General features: G+C 66.3%; 14 protein-coding genes. 7 read left to right on the plus strand and 7 right to left on the minus strand.

What is annotated here, in order from left to right; all coding sequences use genetic code 11:
• The first annotated feature begins 29 nt into the window (after positions 1-29).
• The 4 genes from yaaA (at position 30) to AC1DYS_RS21775 (ending at position 3085) form a co-directional block, all read left to right on the plus strand.
• On the plus strand, positions 30-818 hold the full coding sequence (yaaA, locus tag AC1DYS_RS21760; protein WP_477903017.1) for a peroxide stress protein YaaA: 789 nt from the start codon (positions 30-32) through the stop codon (positions 816-818).
• A 127-nt stretch (positions 819-945) separates the two neighbouring features.
• Positions 946-1794, plus strand: coding sequence for a 2OG-Fe(II) oxygenase (locus tag AC1DYS_RS21765; RefSeq protein ID WP_477903019.1), 849 nt, complete (start codon positions 946-948; stop codon positions 1792-1794).
• Positions 1787-2845, plus strand: a complete 1059-nt coding sequence (locus AC1DYS_RS21770; protein WP_477903021.1) for a CaiB/BaiF CoA transferase family protein — start codon at positions 1787-1789, stop codon at positions 2843-2845. Before AC1DYS_RS21765 ends, AC1DYS_RS21770 begins: the two co-directional genes overlap by 8 nt.
• A gap of 57 nt (positions 2846-2902) precedes the next feature.
• Positions 2903-3085 (plus strand): hypothetical protein, encoded by a 183-nt coding sequence (locus AC1DYS_RS21775; RefSeq protein WP_047483552.1) that lies wholly within the window; start codon positions 2903-2905, stop codon positions 3083-3085.
• 112 nt (positions 3086-3197) lie between these two features.
• On the opposite strand, the gene AC1DYS_RS21780 is transcribed toward AC1DYS_RS21775, so the two are convergent.
• The 4 genes from AC1DYS_RS21780 to AC1DYS_RS21795 all read right to left on the minus strand — a co-directional run bounded on the left by AC1DYS_RS21780 (position 3198) and on the right by AC1DYS_RS21795 (position 7316).
• Complete coding sequence (locus tag AC1DYS_RS21780) at positions 3198-3722, minus strand: hypothetical protein (RefSeq protein ID WP_047483554.1); 525 nt, start codon at positions 3720-3722, stop codon at positions 3198-3200.
• Between the two features lie 134 nt (positions 3723-3856).
• Positions 3857-4510: an NAD(P)H-binding protein gene (locus AC1DYS_RS21785; protein WP_477903023.1), complete on the minus strand. Its 654-nt coding sequence runs from the start codon at positions 4508-4510 to the stop codon at positions 3857-3859.
• 18 nt (positions 4511-4528) lie between these two features.
• Entirely contained in the window at positions 4529-5998 is a 1470-nt protein-coding gene (locus AC1DYS_RS21790; protein ID WP_477903025.1) for a DEAD/DEAH box helicase, read from the minus strand.
• 166 nt (positions 5999-6164) lie between these two features.
• Entirely contained in the window at positions 6165-7316 is a 1152-nt protein-coding gene (locus AC1DYS_RS21795) for an MFS transporter (protein WP_477903027.1), read from the minus strand.
• A 219-nt stretch (positions 7317-7535) separates the two neighbouring features.
• Between AC1DYS_RS21795 and AC1DYS_RS21800 the strand changes: the two genes are divergently transcribed.
• Entirely contained in the window at positions 7536-7997 is a 462-nt protein-coding gene (locus AC1DYS_RS21800) for a hypothetical protein (protein WP_477903029.1), read from the plus strand.
• Positions 7998-8018: 21 nt separating this feature from the next.
• Here the strand turns inward: AC1DYS_RS21800 and AC1DYS_RS21805 are convergent, their stop codons facing one another.
• Genes AC1DYS_RS21805 through AC1DYS_RS21815 form a run of 3 tightly spaced genes read right to left on the minus strand, consistent with a single transcriptional unit; the run spans position 8019 to position 11637 of the window.
• Positions 8019-8273, minus strand: coding sequence for a hypothetical protein (locus tag AC1DYS_RS21805; protein WP_477903031.1), 255 nt, complete (start codon positions 8271-8273; stop codon positions 8019-8021).
• A gap of 21 nt (positions 8274-8294) precedes the next feature.
• Positions 8295-11081 carry a protein kinase domain-containing protein gene (locus AC1DYS_RS21810; RefSeq protein ID WP_477903033.1) on the minus strand — a complete coding sequence of 929 codons (2787 nt, stop codon included), beginning with the start codon at positions 11079-11081 and terminating at the stop codon, positions 8295-8297.
• 13 nt (positions 11082-11094) lie between these two features.
• A complete protein-coding gene (locus tag AC1DYS_RS21815) occupies positions 11095-11637 on the minus strand; it encodes an ECF-type sigma factor (RefSeq protein WP_047483570.1) in 543 nt (180 codons plus the stop codon).
• A gap of 122 nt (positions 11638-11759) precedes the next feature.
• On the opposite strand from AC1DYS_RS21815, the gene AC1DYS_RS21820 reads away from it, so the two are divergent.
• Both AC1DYS_RS21820 and ettA read left to right on the plus strand, forming a co-directional pair.
• The gene (locus tag AC1DYS_RS21820; protein ID WP_477903035.1) at positions 11760-12689 is read left to right on the plus strand and encodes a hypothetical protein; all 930 of its coding nucleotides are present in this window, start codon (positions 11760-11762) and stop codon (positions 12687-12689) included.
• Positions 12690-12790: 101 nt separating this feature from the next.
• The gene (gene ettA / locus AC1DYS_RS21825) at positions 12791-14455 is read left to right on the plus strand and encodes an energy-dependent translational throttle protein EttA (RefSeq protein ID WP_477903037.1); all 1665 of its coding nucleotides are present in this window, start codon (positions 12791-12793) and stop codon (positions 14453-14455) included.
• The last annotated feature ends 133 nt before the right edge of the window (positions 14456-14588 follow it).

Raw genomic sequence — 14588 nt, forward strand, 5'->3', positions numbered from 1 at the left:
CTGGGCATGCGTTGCCCGAGAATCGGGGCATGCACTTTCTGATATCTCCCGCCAAGACGCTCGACTACGAACGCTCATTGCCCACACCGGTGCTCACTCGCCCACGGTTCCTGGCCGATTCGGCCGAGCTGATCGACGTGCTCAAGCCCAAGACGCAGGGCGAGATCGCCGAGCTGATGGACTTGTCGGCGCCGCTGGCCTCCCTGAATGTAGAACGTTATGCCGCCTGGTCGAACCGTTTCACTGCGGCCAACAGCAAGCCGGCGATGCTGGCCTTCAATGGCGACGTGTACGAAGGGCTCAACGCGCCCACGCTCAGTCAGGACGATCTCGCCTGGGCGCAAGACCACGTGTCCATCCTCAGCGGCTTGTACGGCCTGCTGCGCCCGCTCGACCGCATGCAACCGTATCGCCTGGAAATGGGCACGGCGCTGGCCACGGCGCGCGGCAAGAACCTGTACGAGTTCTGGGGCGACATGCTGGTTCGCCAACTGAACCGCCAGTTGGCAGGCAGCACGCCAAAGGTCATCGTCAATCTTGCGTCGCAAGAGTACTTTCGCGCGGTGCAACGCAAGACGCTCAAGGCGCGTGTCATCGAGTGCGTGTTCGAAGACTGGAAGAGCAGTGCGGCAGGAGGCAGCTACAAGGTCATCAGCTTTTTCGCCAAGCGTGCCCGCGGGCTGATGCTTCGCCACGCGATCGACCGCCGGCTCACCGCGCCCGAGGGGCTGGTGAAGTTCAAGTCAGAAGGTTACCGATTCGAAAGCGCGGTATCTGAACCTGACCGGCTGGTATTTCGTCGTCGTATCGAGGATTGATCCGGCAGAATCAAGCGCATGAAATATCCAGCATCGACTTGGTCCGGGCCGACCGCCGGGCCGCTCCCAAGCCGGCCCGCGTCCTCCCGGCGGATCGGCCGTGGTATGCCGCCGACGAGGGGCTGACATGAATCAACACATCACTCCCGAACTTCGTCAATGGATCATCGACCAGGCCAAGGCCGGCCGGCCGCCTGACGACGTACTGAAGTCCATGATGTCCAGCGGCTGGGACGAAGACGTGGCCCTGGTCGCGCTCGAAGAGACGCTCGCCGGCTTTCTGAAGGAGCACGCCCAGGCCAACGGGCTGCCCTCGCCGGTGCCGGTGCCCGAGCCCGATCTCACCGACGCGCCCAGCTCCCTGGTGGTCGACGGCCATGAGATCAAGATCGTGATGACGCTGCGCAACCCCCGCGTCATCGTGTTCGGCAACCTGCTGTCGCATGACGAGTGCGATGAACTGGTCGAGCTGGCGCGGGCCCGCCTGGTGCGCTCAGAAACGGTGGTCACGAGCACAGGTTCGAGCGAAGTCAACGTTGCACGCACCAGCGACGGCATGTTCTTCGGCCGCGGCGAAAACGCGCTGTGCGCGCGGATCGAAGCGCGCATCGGCGCTCTGCTCGGCTGGCCTGTCGAGAACGGCGAGGGCCTGCAGGTGCTGCGCTATCGCCCGGGTGCCGAGTACAAGCCGCACTACGACTATTTCGACCCGGCGCACGCCGGCACGCCGACCATCCTGAAGCGTGGTGGCCAGCGCGTGGCGACCATCGTCACCTACCTCAACACGCCCGAGTGCGGAGGCGCCACGACCTTCCCCGACGTGAACCTCGAGGTCGCGCCCGTCAAGGGCAATGCGGTGTTCTTCAGCTACGACCGCGCGCACCCGATGACCCGCACGCTGCATGGCGGCGCACCCGTGATGGCGGGCGAAAAGTGGGTCACCACCAAGTGGCTGCGGGAAGGGCGCTTTGAGTGACGCTGCGCCGCTGCAAGGCATTCGTGTTGTCGACCTGACCCGGCTGCTGCCCGGGCCGCTGGCGACCCGGCACCTGATGGAGTTGGGAGCCGAGGTCATCAAGATCGAAGGCCCTGCAGAGCAGGGGCAGGAGGACGGCTCTCGCCTCTACTGGCGCACGCCGCAAGAGCAAGCCGCAGGGCAACCGAGCCTGATGTTTCGCGAGCTCAACGACGGCAAGCAACTGCGTCAGCTGGATCTGCGCAGCGCTGATGGCAAATCCGCTCTGCACGACTTGCTGAAGACGGCCGATGTGCTCGTCGAAGGTTTTCGCCCTGGTGTGATGAATCGTCTGGGCTTGGGTTGGGGCGAATTGCACTCGCGCTATCCGCGTCTCGTGATGTGTGCGATCAGCGGCTATGGGCAGCACGGCGTGTGGGCGCTTCGTGCGGGCCACGACATCAATTACATCGCGATGGCCGGTGTGCTGGAGCAGTGCGCGAGCGTCGACGGCGAAGTCATCACGCCCAACTTCCAGATCGCTGACCTGATGGGTGGCACGCAGGCAGCAGTCAGCGGCATCCTTGCCGGCTTGCTCGGTGCACAGCGCAATGGAGTGGGCCGCTTCGTCGACATCTCGATGACGCATGAAGTGCTGCGTCATCACGTGTTGGCGCGCATCACGCTGTCGAGCACGGGGCGTCCGCCACAACAAGGGCGAGAGCTGCTCTCCGGTGGAGCACCATGCTATGGCGTGTACGGCACGGCCGACGATCGCTACCTCGCGGTCGGCGCGCTGGAGTTGCCCTTCTGGCAACGGCTGTGCGAGACGCTAAGTAAACCGGAGTGGGCCGATCAGCACTGGTCACTCGGCTTGGTGGTGGGCAGCGATGAATCGATGAGCTTGCGTACTCTTCTTCAGCTTGAGTTCAGGAGTGAATCATTGGCGCACTGGGTGAACCGCTTCGACTCAGTCGATTGCTGCGTGACGCCGGTGCTGCGCCTCGATGAAGCGCAGACGCATCCTGCGATTTCCGAAAATTTGTCGAAACATCGTCAACCGGCGTTCTGAAGGCGGCGTTGTGGCAAGGGAGCAAGAAGCTCTTAACCCTTTGCAAAGGACATCACCATGAACAAAATCATCGCCGCGCTGATCGCCGCTACCTTCTCTTTCGGCGCTTTCGCCCAAGCCGCTTCGGCTCCTGCTGCCGCTCCGGCTGCCAAGGAAGCCAAGCCGGCTGCTGCCAAGGCAGAGAAGAAGGCCAAGGTCAAGAAGGCCAAGGCTGCGAAGAAGGCTGCTTCGGCTGCCTGAGCGTTCTCGCTCTCAGCATGAAAAACCCGGCCTCGGCCGGGTTTTTTGTTGGCACAGAGCCCGGTCGAGACCGGGCTTTTTCACGTGCACCTCGAGAGGATTCAGACCAGATTCAGGCGCGTCGGCGTGGTGCCGGTTGATCAGCCAATTCACCGGGTTGCGTGGTGCCGGCGTTGAGCCCCGCGAAGGGGCGGCTGAGGGCAATGCGCATCCATTTGCGCTGCTCCCAGGTCTGCGGGCCTTCGAGAGGCCATTGCTCAACGCGCGAGGCGAGTTCGGCACGTGGCAGCCGTGCATAGGCCGGCGCACCGGGGCGCAGCAGCCACACGCTGCGGCGGAGCCGCGACGGCAGCGAAGCCTTGTGTTCAGAAACCCAGTACACGCACTGGCGCTCGGCCCAGAAGCTCAACCGTTCGAAGTTCACGCGGCCTGCAAAGCCGGTTTCAGCGGGCAGAAGGATGTGTTCGTTCGGCAGCTCGACCAGTGCGAACAAGAGGTCGCCGGGCTTGTCACCGCTGCCGCGGTGCACAAAGATCACGCGTTCTATCTGTGCGGCCGGGAAACGGTCCACCTCTTTCTCGTCCTTGAAAACGACGAGGTCAGGGCCTTGCCAAGCGGTGTTCCAGGGGGTGCTCATGTGACTTTCTCCACAGTTCTGGCCGAAGGTACACGTTTTAAGCCATTGGGCTCCGAGCAGCGCGACAACCTGCAAGCGACAGGGGCTTTGGGTGACTCTCGTTAACAACTGGTGACAGTTGAAGCGCCGTGCGCTCAGTGCAGGTCGCCCGACCGGATCACCTGAATGCCGGGCCCGGGGTTGGTCAGGGCGCGCAGCATGCCTTCGGCGACCCGGGTGGCGGGGATGGGCCGCACGCTTCTGGGCAGCCAGCCCATCAATCGGGCACCCCACACTTCACCGGCGCGCACGGGCTGTCCGAGTGCAGAGCGGTCACCGACCAGGAGTGACGGCTGCAAGATGACGACCGACTCGAAGCCGAGCGCCGCGATGGCGTCTTGCATTTCGCCCTTCACTCGGTTGTAGAACACCCGCGATGTCGCGTCGGCACCCAATGCCGACACCACGGCCAAGGCTGTGGCACCCGCCTGGCGGGCCGCGCGGGCCGTGTTCACCACGGCATCAAAGTCGACCTGGCGAAACGCGGCTTTCGAACCAGCCACCTTGATGGTGGTGCCCAGCGCGATGAACACGTCATCGACCTTCGGCAATGCGGGCAGCGACTGGAAGTCGACCACCTGCACCTGCAGCTTGGGGCTGCTGGGCAGGTCACCTGCGGGCCGGCGCACCAACGCATGCACCCGCGCATAACGCGGAGAAGCCAGCAGCAAGGGCAGCAAGGCCCGGCCGATGAGGCCGGTGCTACCGGCCAGCAGGGCGACGCGTGGGGATGCGGATTCAGCGGCCATCGTGGATGGCCACTGTACTCAGCGCTTGGGCTGGGTCAAACGCGACGGCGGCTTGCCGCTGCCACCGCCGTCACGGCGTGGCTCGGGGCGAGGGCCTTGCGGGCGAGCGGCCGGCTGGGCTTGCCGAGCCGGTGCGTGGCCGCCTTCACGCGCGGGTGAGYGCGGTGCCGAACGCGGGTCGTTGTTGCGCGGCTCGCTGCTGCGCCCGTCGTTGCGGCCACGGCCGGAGTTTCCACTGCGTCCGCCACCACCACCGCCGCCACCACCACTGCGGTGACCGCCACGGCCGGCGCCTTCGCCGATCGTCATGCGGCCGAGCACGATGGGCTCGGGACGCTCGTTCGGGCTGGGTGCGAATCCGGGAATGATCTCCTTGGGGATCTCGCGCTTGATGAGCTTTTCGATGTCGCGCAAGAAGCCGTTCTCGTCCACGCACACCAGCGAGACTGCCTCGCCTTGCGAGCCGGCGCGGCCTGTGCGGCCGATGCGGTGCACGTAGTCTTCGGGCACGTTCGGCAGCTCGAAGTTGACGACGTGGGGCAGCTGGTCGATGTCGATGCCGCGGGCGGCGATGTCGGTGGCGACCAGCACCTGCAGGTCACCGCTCTTGAAGTCGGCCAGCGCCTTGGTGCGTGCGCTCTGGCTCTTGTTGCCGTGGATGGCCATCGCGCTGATGTCTTGCTTCAGCAGATGCTCCACCAGCCGGTTGGCACCGTGCTTCATGCGCGTGAAGACCAGCACCTGGTGCCAGTCGTTCTCTTTGATGAGATGGCACAGCAGGTCTTTCTTCATCTCGCGGCCGACGGGGTGAACCTTCTGCGCGATGCTGTCGTTGGTCTGGTTGCGGCGTGCCACTTCGATCAGCGCCGGCTTGTTCAGCAGGCGGTCGGCCAGGGCCTTGATCTCGTCGCTGAAGGTGGCCGAGAACAGCAGGCTCTGCTTCTTGGCCGGCACGAGTGCCAGCACCTTCTTGATGTCGTGGATGAAGCCCATGTCGAGCATGCGGTCGGCTTCGTCGAGCACGAAGATCTCGATGTGGCTCAGGTCGAGCGTGCGCTGTTGCGCGTGATCGAGCAGGCGGCCCGGCGTGGCGACGAGGATGTCGACACCACGCTTGAGCTTGTCGATCTGCGGCTGCATGCCGACGCCGCCGAACATCACCATCGATGTCAGCTTGGAGTACTTGCCGTAGGTGCGCACGCTCTCTTCCACCTGCGCCGCGAGTTCGCGGGTCGGCGTGAGGATCAGTGCGCGGATGGGCATGCGGCCGCGTGCATCGCGCACCGACGGCGTCGCCATCAGGCGGTGCAGCAGCGGCAGCGTGAAGCCGGCGGTCTTGCCGGTGCCGGTCTGTGCGCCGCCGAGCAGGTCGCCGCCGGTGAGCACGATGGGGATGGCTTGCGCCTGAATGGGAGTGGGGACGGTGTAGCCCTGTTCGTGCACGGCACGCAGCAGCGGCTCGGCAAGGCCGAGGGAGTCAAAAGACATTGGGGATTCCGGAGCAGATCGGCCCGTCGCTCACAAGGGAGCGCCAGTCGCAGGCAGAAGAGGTGGAGAGCATGGCCCTTGTGTAGGGCACGGCTCGTGTCAGAACTGACGTCAGCGCAGTGACTGGGGCCTGGGCTGGTGCGCGGAGTGTAACAGTGGGCCGCGCTCAGGCGGGCTGCAGGGTTGCCTGCTTGCGTGCACTCATCCACACGGTGAACAGGCCCAGCGCCGCCAGCGGCACGCCCATCCAGGCGAGCCGCGTCATGCCGAGCTGCGCAGAGATCGCGCCGCCGGCCGCAGCGCCAAGCGCGGTGCCCAGGTACAGCATCGAGGTGTTGAGCGAGAACAGCAGCGGCGCCTGCGCCGGAGCCAGTGCTGCCAGCCGCGATTGCTGCGGCGTCATCATGCCGAAGCCTGCAAGGCCCCAGACCACGAACACGGTGACGAGCAGCGGATAGTTGCCGTGCGTGAAAGGCACCAGCACCATCATCGAGCCGAGCAGCGTCATCTGCACGGTGAGTGTTCGCAGCGTGCCGAAGCGGTCATTGGCCCAGCCGCCGATCAGCGTTCCGGCCACACCCGACAGGCCGAATACCGCCAGCGTGGCCGACATGCGTTCGTGCGACATCGGAGACAGCGCCTGCAGCACCGGACCGATGTACGAGAACACGCTGAAGATGGCCATGAAGTAGAGCAAGGTGAACGACAGCGTCCACCAGACCGCGGCCTGGCGCAGCAGCGCGGGCAGGCCGGCGAAGCTCGCGCCGGGTGCGGCCAAGTCCTTGGGCACGACCAAGAGAAGCGTCGCCGCGCCCAGTAGCGACATGCCGGCAATCAGCACGAAGGGCCAGGGCCAGCCGAAGCGGAACGCAAGCCACGCGCCGAGCGGCACGCCGATCACATAGCTCAGGCTCATGCCCAGGAACACTAACGACAGTGCGCGCCCGCGCCGTGCCGGTTCGACCATCGCCACGGCGATGCCCGCTGCCAGCGGCGTGAACACCGCGCCCATGCCCATCAGCGCGCGGCCTGCGAAGAGCCAGCCCAGGTGGGTGGCGACGGCGCAAAGCAGATTGCCTAGCGCAAAGACCACCAGGCCGCAGCACATCGCACGCCGCCGCGGCCAGCGCCCGGTGAACACCAGCGCGAGCGGCGCCAGCACCGCAGTGGCGAGCGCATAGACCGTCATCGCCTGCCCCGCCGAAGCCACGCTCACACCGAGCGCATCGCTCAAGGGCTGAAGGATGCCGCTGAGCACGAAGGCGCCGGTGCCGATGACGAGGTTGCACAGGGCGAGCAGGTACAGCAGGCGGGGCATGGGCGAGGCGATGAGCATCGGGAAGGGCCACGCTAGCAGAACCGCGCTGCCCCTGGGGAGGCGTGATCCGTTGGGCGGCGGCCTGGGCACGTTCGGCATCGCCCCCCTAGCCTGAAGGCTGCCGGCGTGATCCGCTTTGGCGCGTGCTTGCGTCCTTGTGGACAGGAGCGTGGCATGCCGCTGTGCTCCGTTTTTCAGCACACACACAGGAGCACTTTCATGCCAACACTCAACACACCCACCCTCACTCTGGGCGACACGGTCAGCAACAAGCGCGACGTGACCGTCGCGGGCACCATCACCTTCGACGCAGGCGACGTCGGCAAGACCTACCGTTTGGAGATCAAGCTCTTCGGGGACGACTCGGCCAGCGACAACCGGCCGGCGGCCGACTCCGCGGCCGACGACCTCATCTACACGTACCAGTGGACATCGCCCTTCCTGTTGCTGCCCCGGCCCTTCAAGGCCATCACGGTGACGGCGGCCGGCAACGTGAGCTACTCCGAGAAGCGCGCGGTTGCCAGTGCCGCGCTCGACGAAGACAGCGGTGTCGTGTCGAACATGGTGGGCGGGGTGCTCATCCAGATGCCGCGCTCCGACGAGGTCTATGCCACGGTCACCATCGCAGGAGCGCCGGTAACCGCGAACACGGCCACCGTCACGGCCGGCATTGGCGTCTGACCGTCGGGAGCTCGGCGCGCCTCACTGGGTCACGCCCGAGGCCACGCCTGTGGGCCGCGTCGGGGTGTGCGTTCCGCCGCTCCCCAGTGTCGAGGTTGGGCGGGCTGGAAGGTGGGGGGCGCTGGCCTTCCTGGCGGGGGCGGCCTTGGCCTTGGGTTTGACCGGCGCCGAGGCCGCAGGCGCGGCCGGCGTGGCGAAAGCCGCCGGCGTGCCGACCCATGCAACGAGGGCCATCGAGGCGCAGAGGCCGGTCTTGAGAAGCATCGTCGTCTTCATGTGTTCGCTCCTTGGGTTGGGTCAGAACATCAGCAGGGGCCACAACTCGGCCACTTGCAACCGGGGCTGCGGTGCTTGCGCCAGCAGCTTCTGAGAATAGACGGAAATGGCGCTGAGATCGGATCGTTTGGGCAAGGCGCCGTGATACGCAGCGCTGGCTTGCAGCAGCGCGCGGCCTGTGGCCTCGCCAGGCGCTTGCCGCCACGTCGACTGCGCCAGCAGCAGCTCTGCCAGGGCCTGTTGAGGATGCCCTGCCGGCAAGCGGTTGGTCGCCACCTCGCGGGCTTTCTCGTAGTGGGGCAAGGCCTGCGTGACGCCGTGCAAGGCATCGGTGGCGATGGCCAACAGCATCAGCGTGGGCCACATGTCCTTGTGATGCGCGCCAAACAGCGTGCGCTGGTCGGCCAGGGTGCGGTTGAGCGTGGCAACGGCGCTGGCCGCATCACCGCGGCGGAGCTGGCATTCGCCCAGCAGGGCACGCGTGCGCGCGGCACGGCCGCGCGCCGAAAGGCCTGCCGCTTCGTCTTCGCGCAGGGCGGCGCGCAGCAAGGGCTCTGCCTGGTCGACCTGACCGCGGCGTAGCAGCAGGCGGGCGCCGATGAACTGCACCACCCTCATGACAGCCGGGTTGCCGGTCTTCGGCGCCGACTGCATCGCCAGCGCGATGGCCTGGTCGCTTTGGTCATGCTGCCCCAGGTGATGCAGCGCGACGGCATGCCACACCCGCGCATAGACCGTGTAGTTGTCGTCATCGCCCCAGAGCTCGACCAGCAGGTCGATGAGGGCCGGCATCAAGGTCTCGGCGCGGGCGTACTGGCCGAGCTCGACGTCGAGTTCGGCCATGCCATAGCGGGCGCGTGCCGCGGCGGGCGTGCGCTTGTCGGTGAGGTCGGCGTAGACGGCGGCGTAGAGCTGCCTGGCCTCGTTCCACTGGCCTGTCTCCTTCACCACCTCAGCCAGTTCGGACAAGGCCAGCCGGTGCGCCGGGTGGCCGCGCCCGAAGCGGGCTTCGGCCTGGTTGGCCGCCAGCCGCAGATCGCGCTCCGCTTCGTCGAGCCGGCCCTCGGTGCGTGCCAGCGTGCCCAGGCGCGTGCGTGCGTGGACGGGCTCCACGAAGCGACTGGCGTCCATGGTGGCGGCCGTGTCGATCACGTCGTGATAGTGCCCGCGGGCTGCGTCGTTGCGGCCCAGCAGTGAGGCCGCGTAGCCGAGTTCGAAGGTGACCCGCAGGTAGTCGTGGCTGCGGGTGCGCCTGGCTTCGCGCAGGTGCGCGTGGCTGAGCGAGAGGGCCGCATGGGCCTGCGCCACATCGCCGGCCGCGGACAGCATCAGGCCCAGAGGCTGGGCCACTTCGGCCTGCAGAGCCGGGTCGTCTCGCAGTGTCTTCTGCGACTCGCTCCAGCCACGGCGCAGCAGGTCGACCACGGGCACCTTGGCCGCCCCTGAGTCCTCGGGGTTCAGCTCGGTGAAGATGCCCGTCAGCAGCTGCACGACCGCGTGCGTGCGATCGGCCTCCTGCAGCGCGGCACGCCACTGCCAGGTGGTGGTTGCGATGCCGGCCACCAGCGTGAGCACGAGCGCGGCCAGCACGGCCACCTGGGCGCGGTTGCGCTGCACGAACTTGCTGGCGCGGTAGCCGAAGGTGTCGGGCTGCGCACTCACCGGTTCGTGGGCAAGGTGGCGCTGCAGGTCGTCACGCAGCTCCTGCACCGTGGCGTAGCGCTCTTGCGGGGACTTCTTCAAGGCCTTGGCGACGATGGTCTCCAAGTCACCGCGCAGTGCCTGCTCCAGGGCAGCGAGGCTGCTGCCGCGCGAGAGTGCTGCATCGGGCGATGCGCGCAGCGCGGCGGCCAGGCTGCGCGGCGGCTCTTCGACGATGGCGCGCGCCATCGCCGCCACGCCGCGCGAGGTTCCGCCATACGGCCGGGCGCCGCTGAGCAGACCGAACAGCACCACGCCGAGCGCGTACACGTCGGTCGCGGTGGTGATGGCCCCGCCTTCGACCTGTTCCGGCGCCGCGTATTCGGGGGTGAGGCCGGCCGCGCCCGCGCGCGTGAGCTCGGTGAGTTCACTGAGCTCATTGGCATCGACCAGCAGCTTGGCCACGCCGAAGTCGAGCAGCTTCACGTGGCCGTCGTCGCTCACCAGGATGTTGGCCGGCTTGAGGTCGCGGTGCACCACCAGGTGGGTGTGCGCATAGGCCACCGCCTCGCACACCTGCATGAAGAGCTGCAGGCGCGCGTCGATGCCGAGCTTGCGCGCGTCGCACCAGTGGTCGATGCGTTCGCCTTGCACATACTCCAGCACGAGGTAGCGCGCGCCGGCGGCGGTGAAGCCGGCGTCGAGCAGCTGTCCGATGTGCGGGTGCGCGAGCCGCGCGAGAAATTCGCCTTCGCGCGCGAAGCGTGCCTGCGCCTGCGTGCCCATGCCGGCAGCGTGCAGCAGCTTCACCGCAGCGCGGCCGCTGTAGAGGCCGTCGCTGCGCGAGGCCAGCCATACCTGCCCCATGCCGCCGCTGCCGATCGTCTCACGCAGCTCCCAGGCGCCCAGCCGCATGCCGGCGTGCTGGGCAGGGTCGTCGGCTGCCGTCGGCACGACGAGCTGCGGCGCTCCGTCGCTCAGGAAGTCCCGAGACTCGGCGGCGAGGTCGGCACCGATCATCGCCACCAGGCGCGGGTAGAGCGAAGGCTGCTCGGCCCGCACGCGCTGCAACTCGGCCTCGCGGGCAGGCTCATCGGCCGCCGCCCAGCGGTCGAACAGTGCCAACACCTCGCGCCAGGCCTGAGTCGATGACAGGGTGCCGGCCACGGCGGTCAGCGCATCAGCGGCTGAGGTAGTCGAACAGGAAGGCGCGTGCGCGGCGCCAGTCGCGCTTGAGCGTGGGCACCGACAGCTCCATCACCTCGGCGATCTCTTCCATCGTCATGCCGCCGAAGTAGCGCATCTCCACCAGCTTGTGGCCGCGCTCGTCGATGCGGCCCAGCGCCTGCAGCGCTTCGTCGACGGAGACCACGTCGGGGTGCTGCGGCAGCTCGTCGAAGGCGGCGGTGCTGAGCGTCACGTCGGCCACGCCGCTGCCGCGCTTCTGCGCCATGCGTTCGCGCACGTGGTCGACGATCACGCTGCGCATCACCGCACTGGCATAGGCGAAGAACTGCTTGCGGCTGCCGGTGGTCTGCCCGCCGTCGCAGCGCAGCCAGGCCTCATGAACGATGGCGCTCGGGTCGAGCGTGATCGGCCCGGCGTTCGACAGGTGCCCTCGCGCCAGGCGCTTCAGGTCGCTGTAGAGCACGGTGTACAGGCGATCTTTCGCCGCGGTGTCGCCCGCCTGCGCCTGCGCCAGCAGCAGAGTGATCTCGCTCATGCGGGCGATTCTATGCAGCGCTCCTCACCGAACTAGGGGGGTCTCTTTTGCTGCGCGCTTGCGTCTGTACAAGCAGGAGCCGATCGGGCTCTGCGTTGTTCATTCACCCAAAGGAGACCCGCATGAACATTCAAGGAAAACTGCATCGCATCACCAACGTGAGCGCCTTCGTTGCGAGCTATGTCAAGACCGGCGGCAAGCCGACCACCGGCTTCGCGCCGTGGGGCAAGGCGCGCGTGCACCTGGGCACCGATTTCCCGGGCGGCGACTTCGCGGGTGGATTCATCCCCCCGATGTCGCTGAAGGCCGACACCAACAGCCAGGGTGTTTTCAAGTTCGACGTGCCCGAGGCCTTCGCCAACGCGCGCGGCCGGGTGGTGGCATACAGCATCGGCTCCACACCCAGCCCCTTCCCGGGCCTGCCGCCGATCCCGGTGCTCGACCCGATCTACCGCTCGCAGGCCTTCAAGTTCACCGAGGTGTCCCCCGCAGAGCAGGCGCAGGTGCAGAACATCTTCATCTTCCCGGCCAAGACGCCCACCGAGGCCGGCGTGTCGCAAGAAGAGCTGAATGCAGAACTCGGTGCCCTGAAGAAGTCGCAGAAGCTCGACAAGTTGCGCGCCACCATCGGCTCGCACCACATCAGCGTGGCGGCCGAGAAGAGCGGCGGTGACCTCACCTTCAAGGCCCATGTGCGCGGCTCGACCTCGCACGACCTGGAGCGGGTGATCGAGATCAAGGCCGGCGAGATCGACATCGATCTGCCGGGCCCCGATTTCATCGTCGGGCTGTGCGTGGACGAAGACGAGATCGAGTCCAGCATCCGAAAGGGCTTGTCCAAGATGTCGGCCAAGGTGAGCAAGACGCTGCTGAACGAACTGGACAAGCAGTTCCCCGGTATCGCCTCTCAGGCCACGGTGTCGGTGTGGCGCACGCGCCATGTGCAGACCGGCGACAAGATCATCAAGTTGCCCTTGGTGCCCGACGTTCACGTCCCGGTGTTTGCCGTGGTGCCCGATGGCGCATTGGGAGTGCCTCGAAAACTCTATTGAGCCGGTATTGGGGCCATGGCGTGTGGGGTGGAACGGGTTGTCCCGGATAATCCTGGGTTTCCGGTTCCACCAGCGACCGCTCCACCCGAGAGAAGTGCCCCATGGCCCAGTACGTTTTCACCATGAACCGCGTCGGCAAGATCGTTCCGCCGAAGCGTCAGATTCTCAAGAACATCTCCCTCAGCTTCTTCCCCGGCGCCAAGATCGGCATGCTGGGTTTGAACGGCTCGGGCAAGAGCACGCTGCTCAAGATCATGGCCGGCGTCGACAAGGACATCGAGGGCGAAGCCACGCCGATGCCGGGCCTGAAGATTGGTTACCTGCCGCAGGAGCCGGTGATGAACCCCGACCAGACCGTGCGCGAAGCGGTTGAAGAAGGCATCGGCGGCGTACTGGCCGCCAAGAAGCGCCTCGACGAGGTGTATGCCGAATACGCCGCTGAAGACGCCGATTTCGACAAGCTCGCCGCCGAGCAGGCCGAGCTCGAGGCCATCATCTCCGCCGCCGGTTCCGAGAACACCGACCTGCAGCTCGAACTCGCGGCCGACGCGCTGCGCTTGGCGCCGTGGGACGCGGTCATCGGCAAGCTGTCCGGCGGTGAAAAACGCCGCGTCGCGCTGTGCCGCCTGCTGCTGAGCAAGCCCGACATGCTGCTGCTGGACGAACCCACCAACCACCTTGACGCCGAATCGGTCGACTGGCTCGAGCAGTTCCTGCAGCGCTTCCCGGGCACAGTGGTGGCCATCACCCACGATCGCTACTTCCTCGACAACGCGGCCGAGTGGATTCTCGAACTCGACCGCGGATCGGGCATCCCCTGGAAGGGCAACTACTCCACCTGGCTCGAGCAGAAAGAAGGCCGCCTGGAGCAGGAGCAGAAGACCGAAGACGCTCGCACCAAGGCGATGAAGAAGGAACTGGAGTGGGTGCGCTCGAACCCGAAGGGTCGCCAGGCCAAGAGCAAGGCGCGTCTGGCCCGCTTTGAAGAATTGAGCGACGTCGATTACCAAAAGCGCAACGAGACCAACGAAATCTTCATTCCTGTGGGCGATCGTCTAGGCCACGAGGTGCTCGAGTTCGAGAACGTCACGAAGAGCTTCGGCGACCGCGTACTCATCGACAACCTCAGTTTCAAGGTACCGGCCGGTGCGATCGTGGGCATCATCGGGCCGAACGGTGCCGGCAAGTCGACGCTGTTCCGGATGATCTCGGGGCAGGAGAAGCCCGACAGCGGCAACGTGAAGATCGGCCCGACCGCCAAGATGGCCTTCGTCGACCAGAGCCGCGAGTCGCTCGAGGGCGACAAGACGGTGTGGCAAGACGTCTCCGGTGGGCTCGACAACATCATCGTCGGCAAGTTCGTGATGCCCTCGCGCGCCTACATCGGCCGCTTCAACTTCAAGGGCAACGACCAGCAGAAGCTCGTCGGCAGCCTGTCGGGTGGTGAGCGCGGCCGCTTGCACCTGGCCAAGACGCTGGCGCAGGGCGGCAACGTGCTGATGCTCGACGAACCGTCGAACGACCTGGACGTTGAAACTTTGCGTGCGCTCGAAGACGCATTGCTCGAGTTCGCTGGCAGCGTGATGGTGATCAGCCATGACCGCTGGTTCCTCGACCGCATCGCCACCCACATCCTCGCGTGCGAAGGCGATTCGAAGTGGTTCTTCTTCGATGGCAACTACCAGGAGTACGAAGCCGACAAGAAGAAGCGCCTCGGCGAAGAAGGCGCGCGGCCGAAGCGGGTGCGCTTCAAGTCGATCAAGTGATCGGCGGGCACTGAGATCGAGAAGGGCGCTGCGGCGCCCTTTTTCATGGGCGATCGGAAACGGTCCCCCCAAACTTGGCAGTCTTGACGCTGTCACTCGCCGGTTCGACGATGCCGCCTCACCCTGCGAGGAG

This window comes from Rhizobacter sp. P2_G4 (assembly GCF_056403575.1).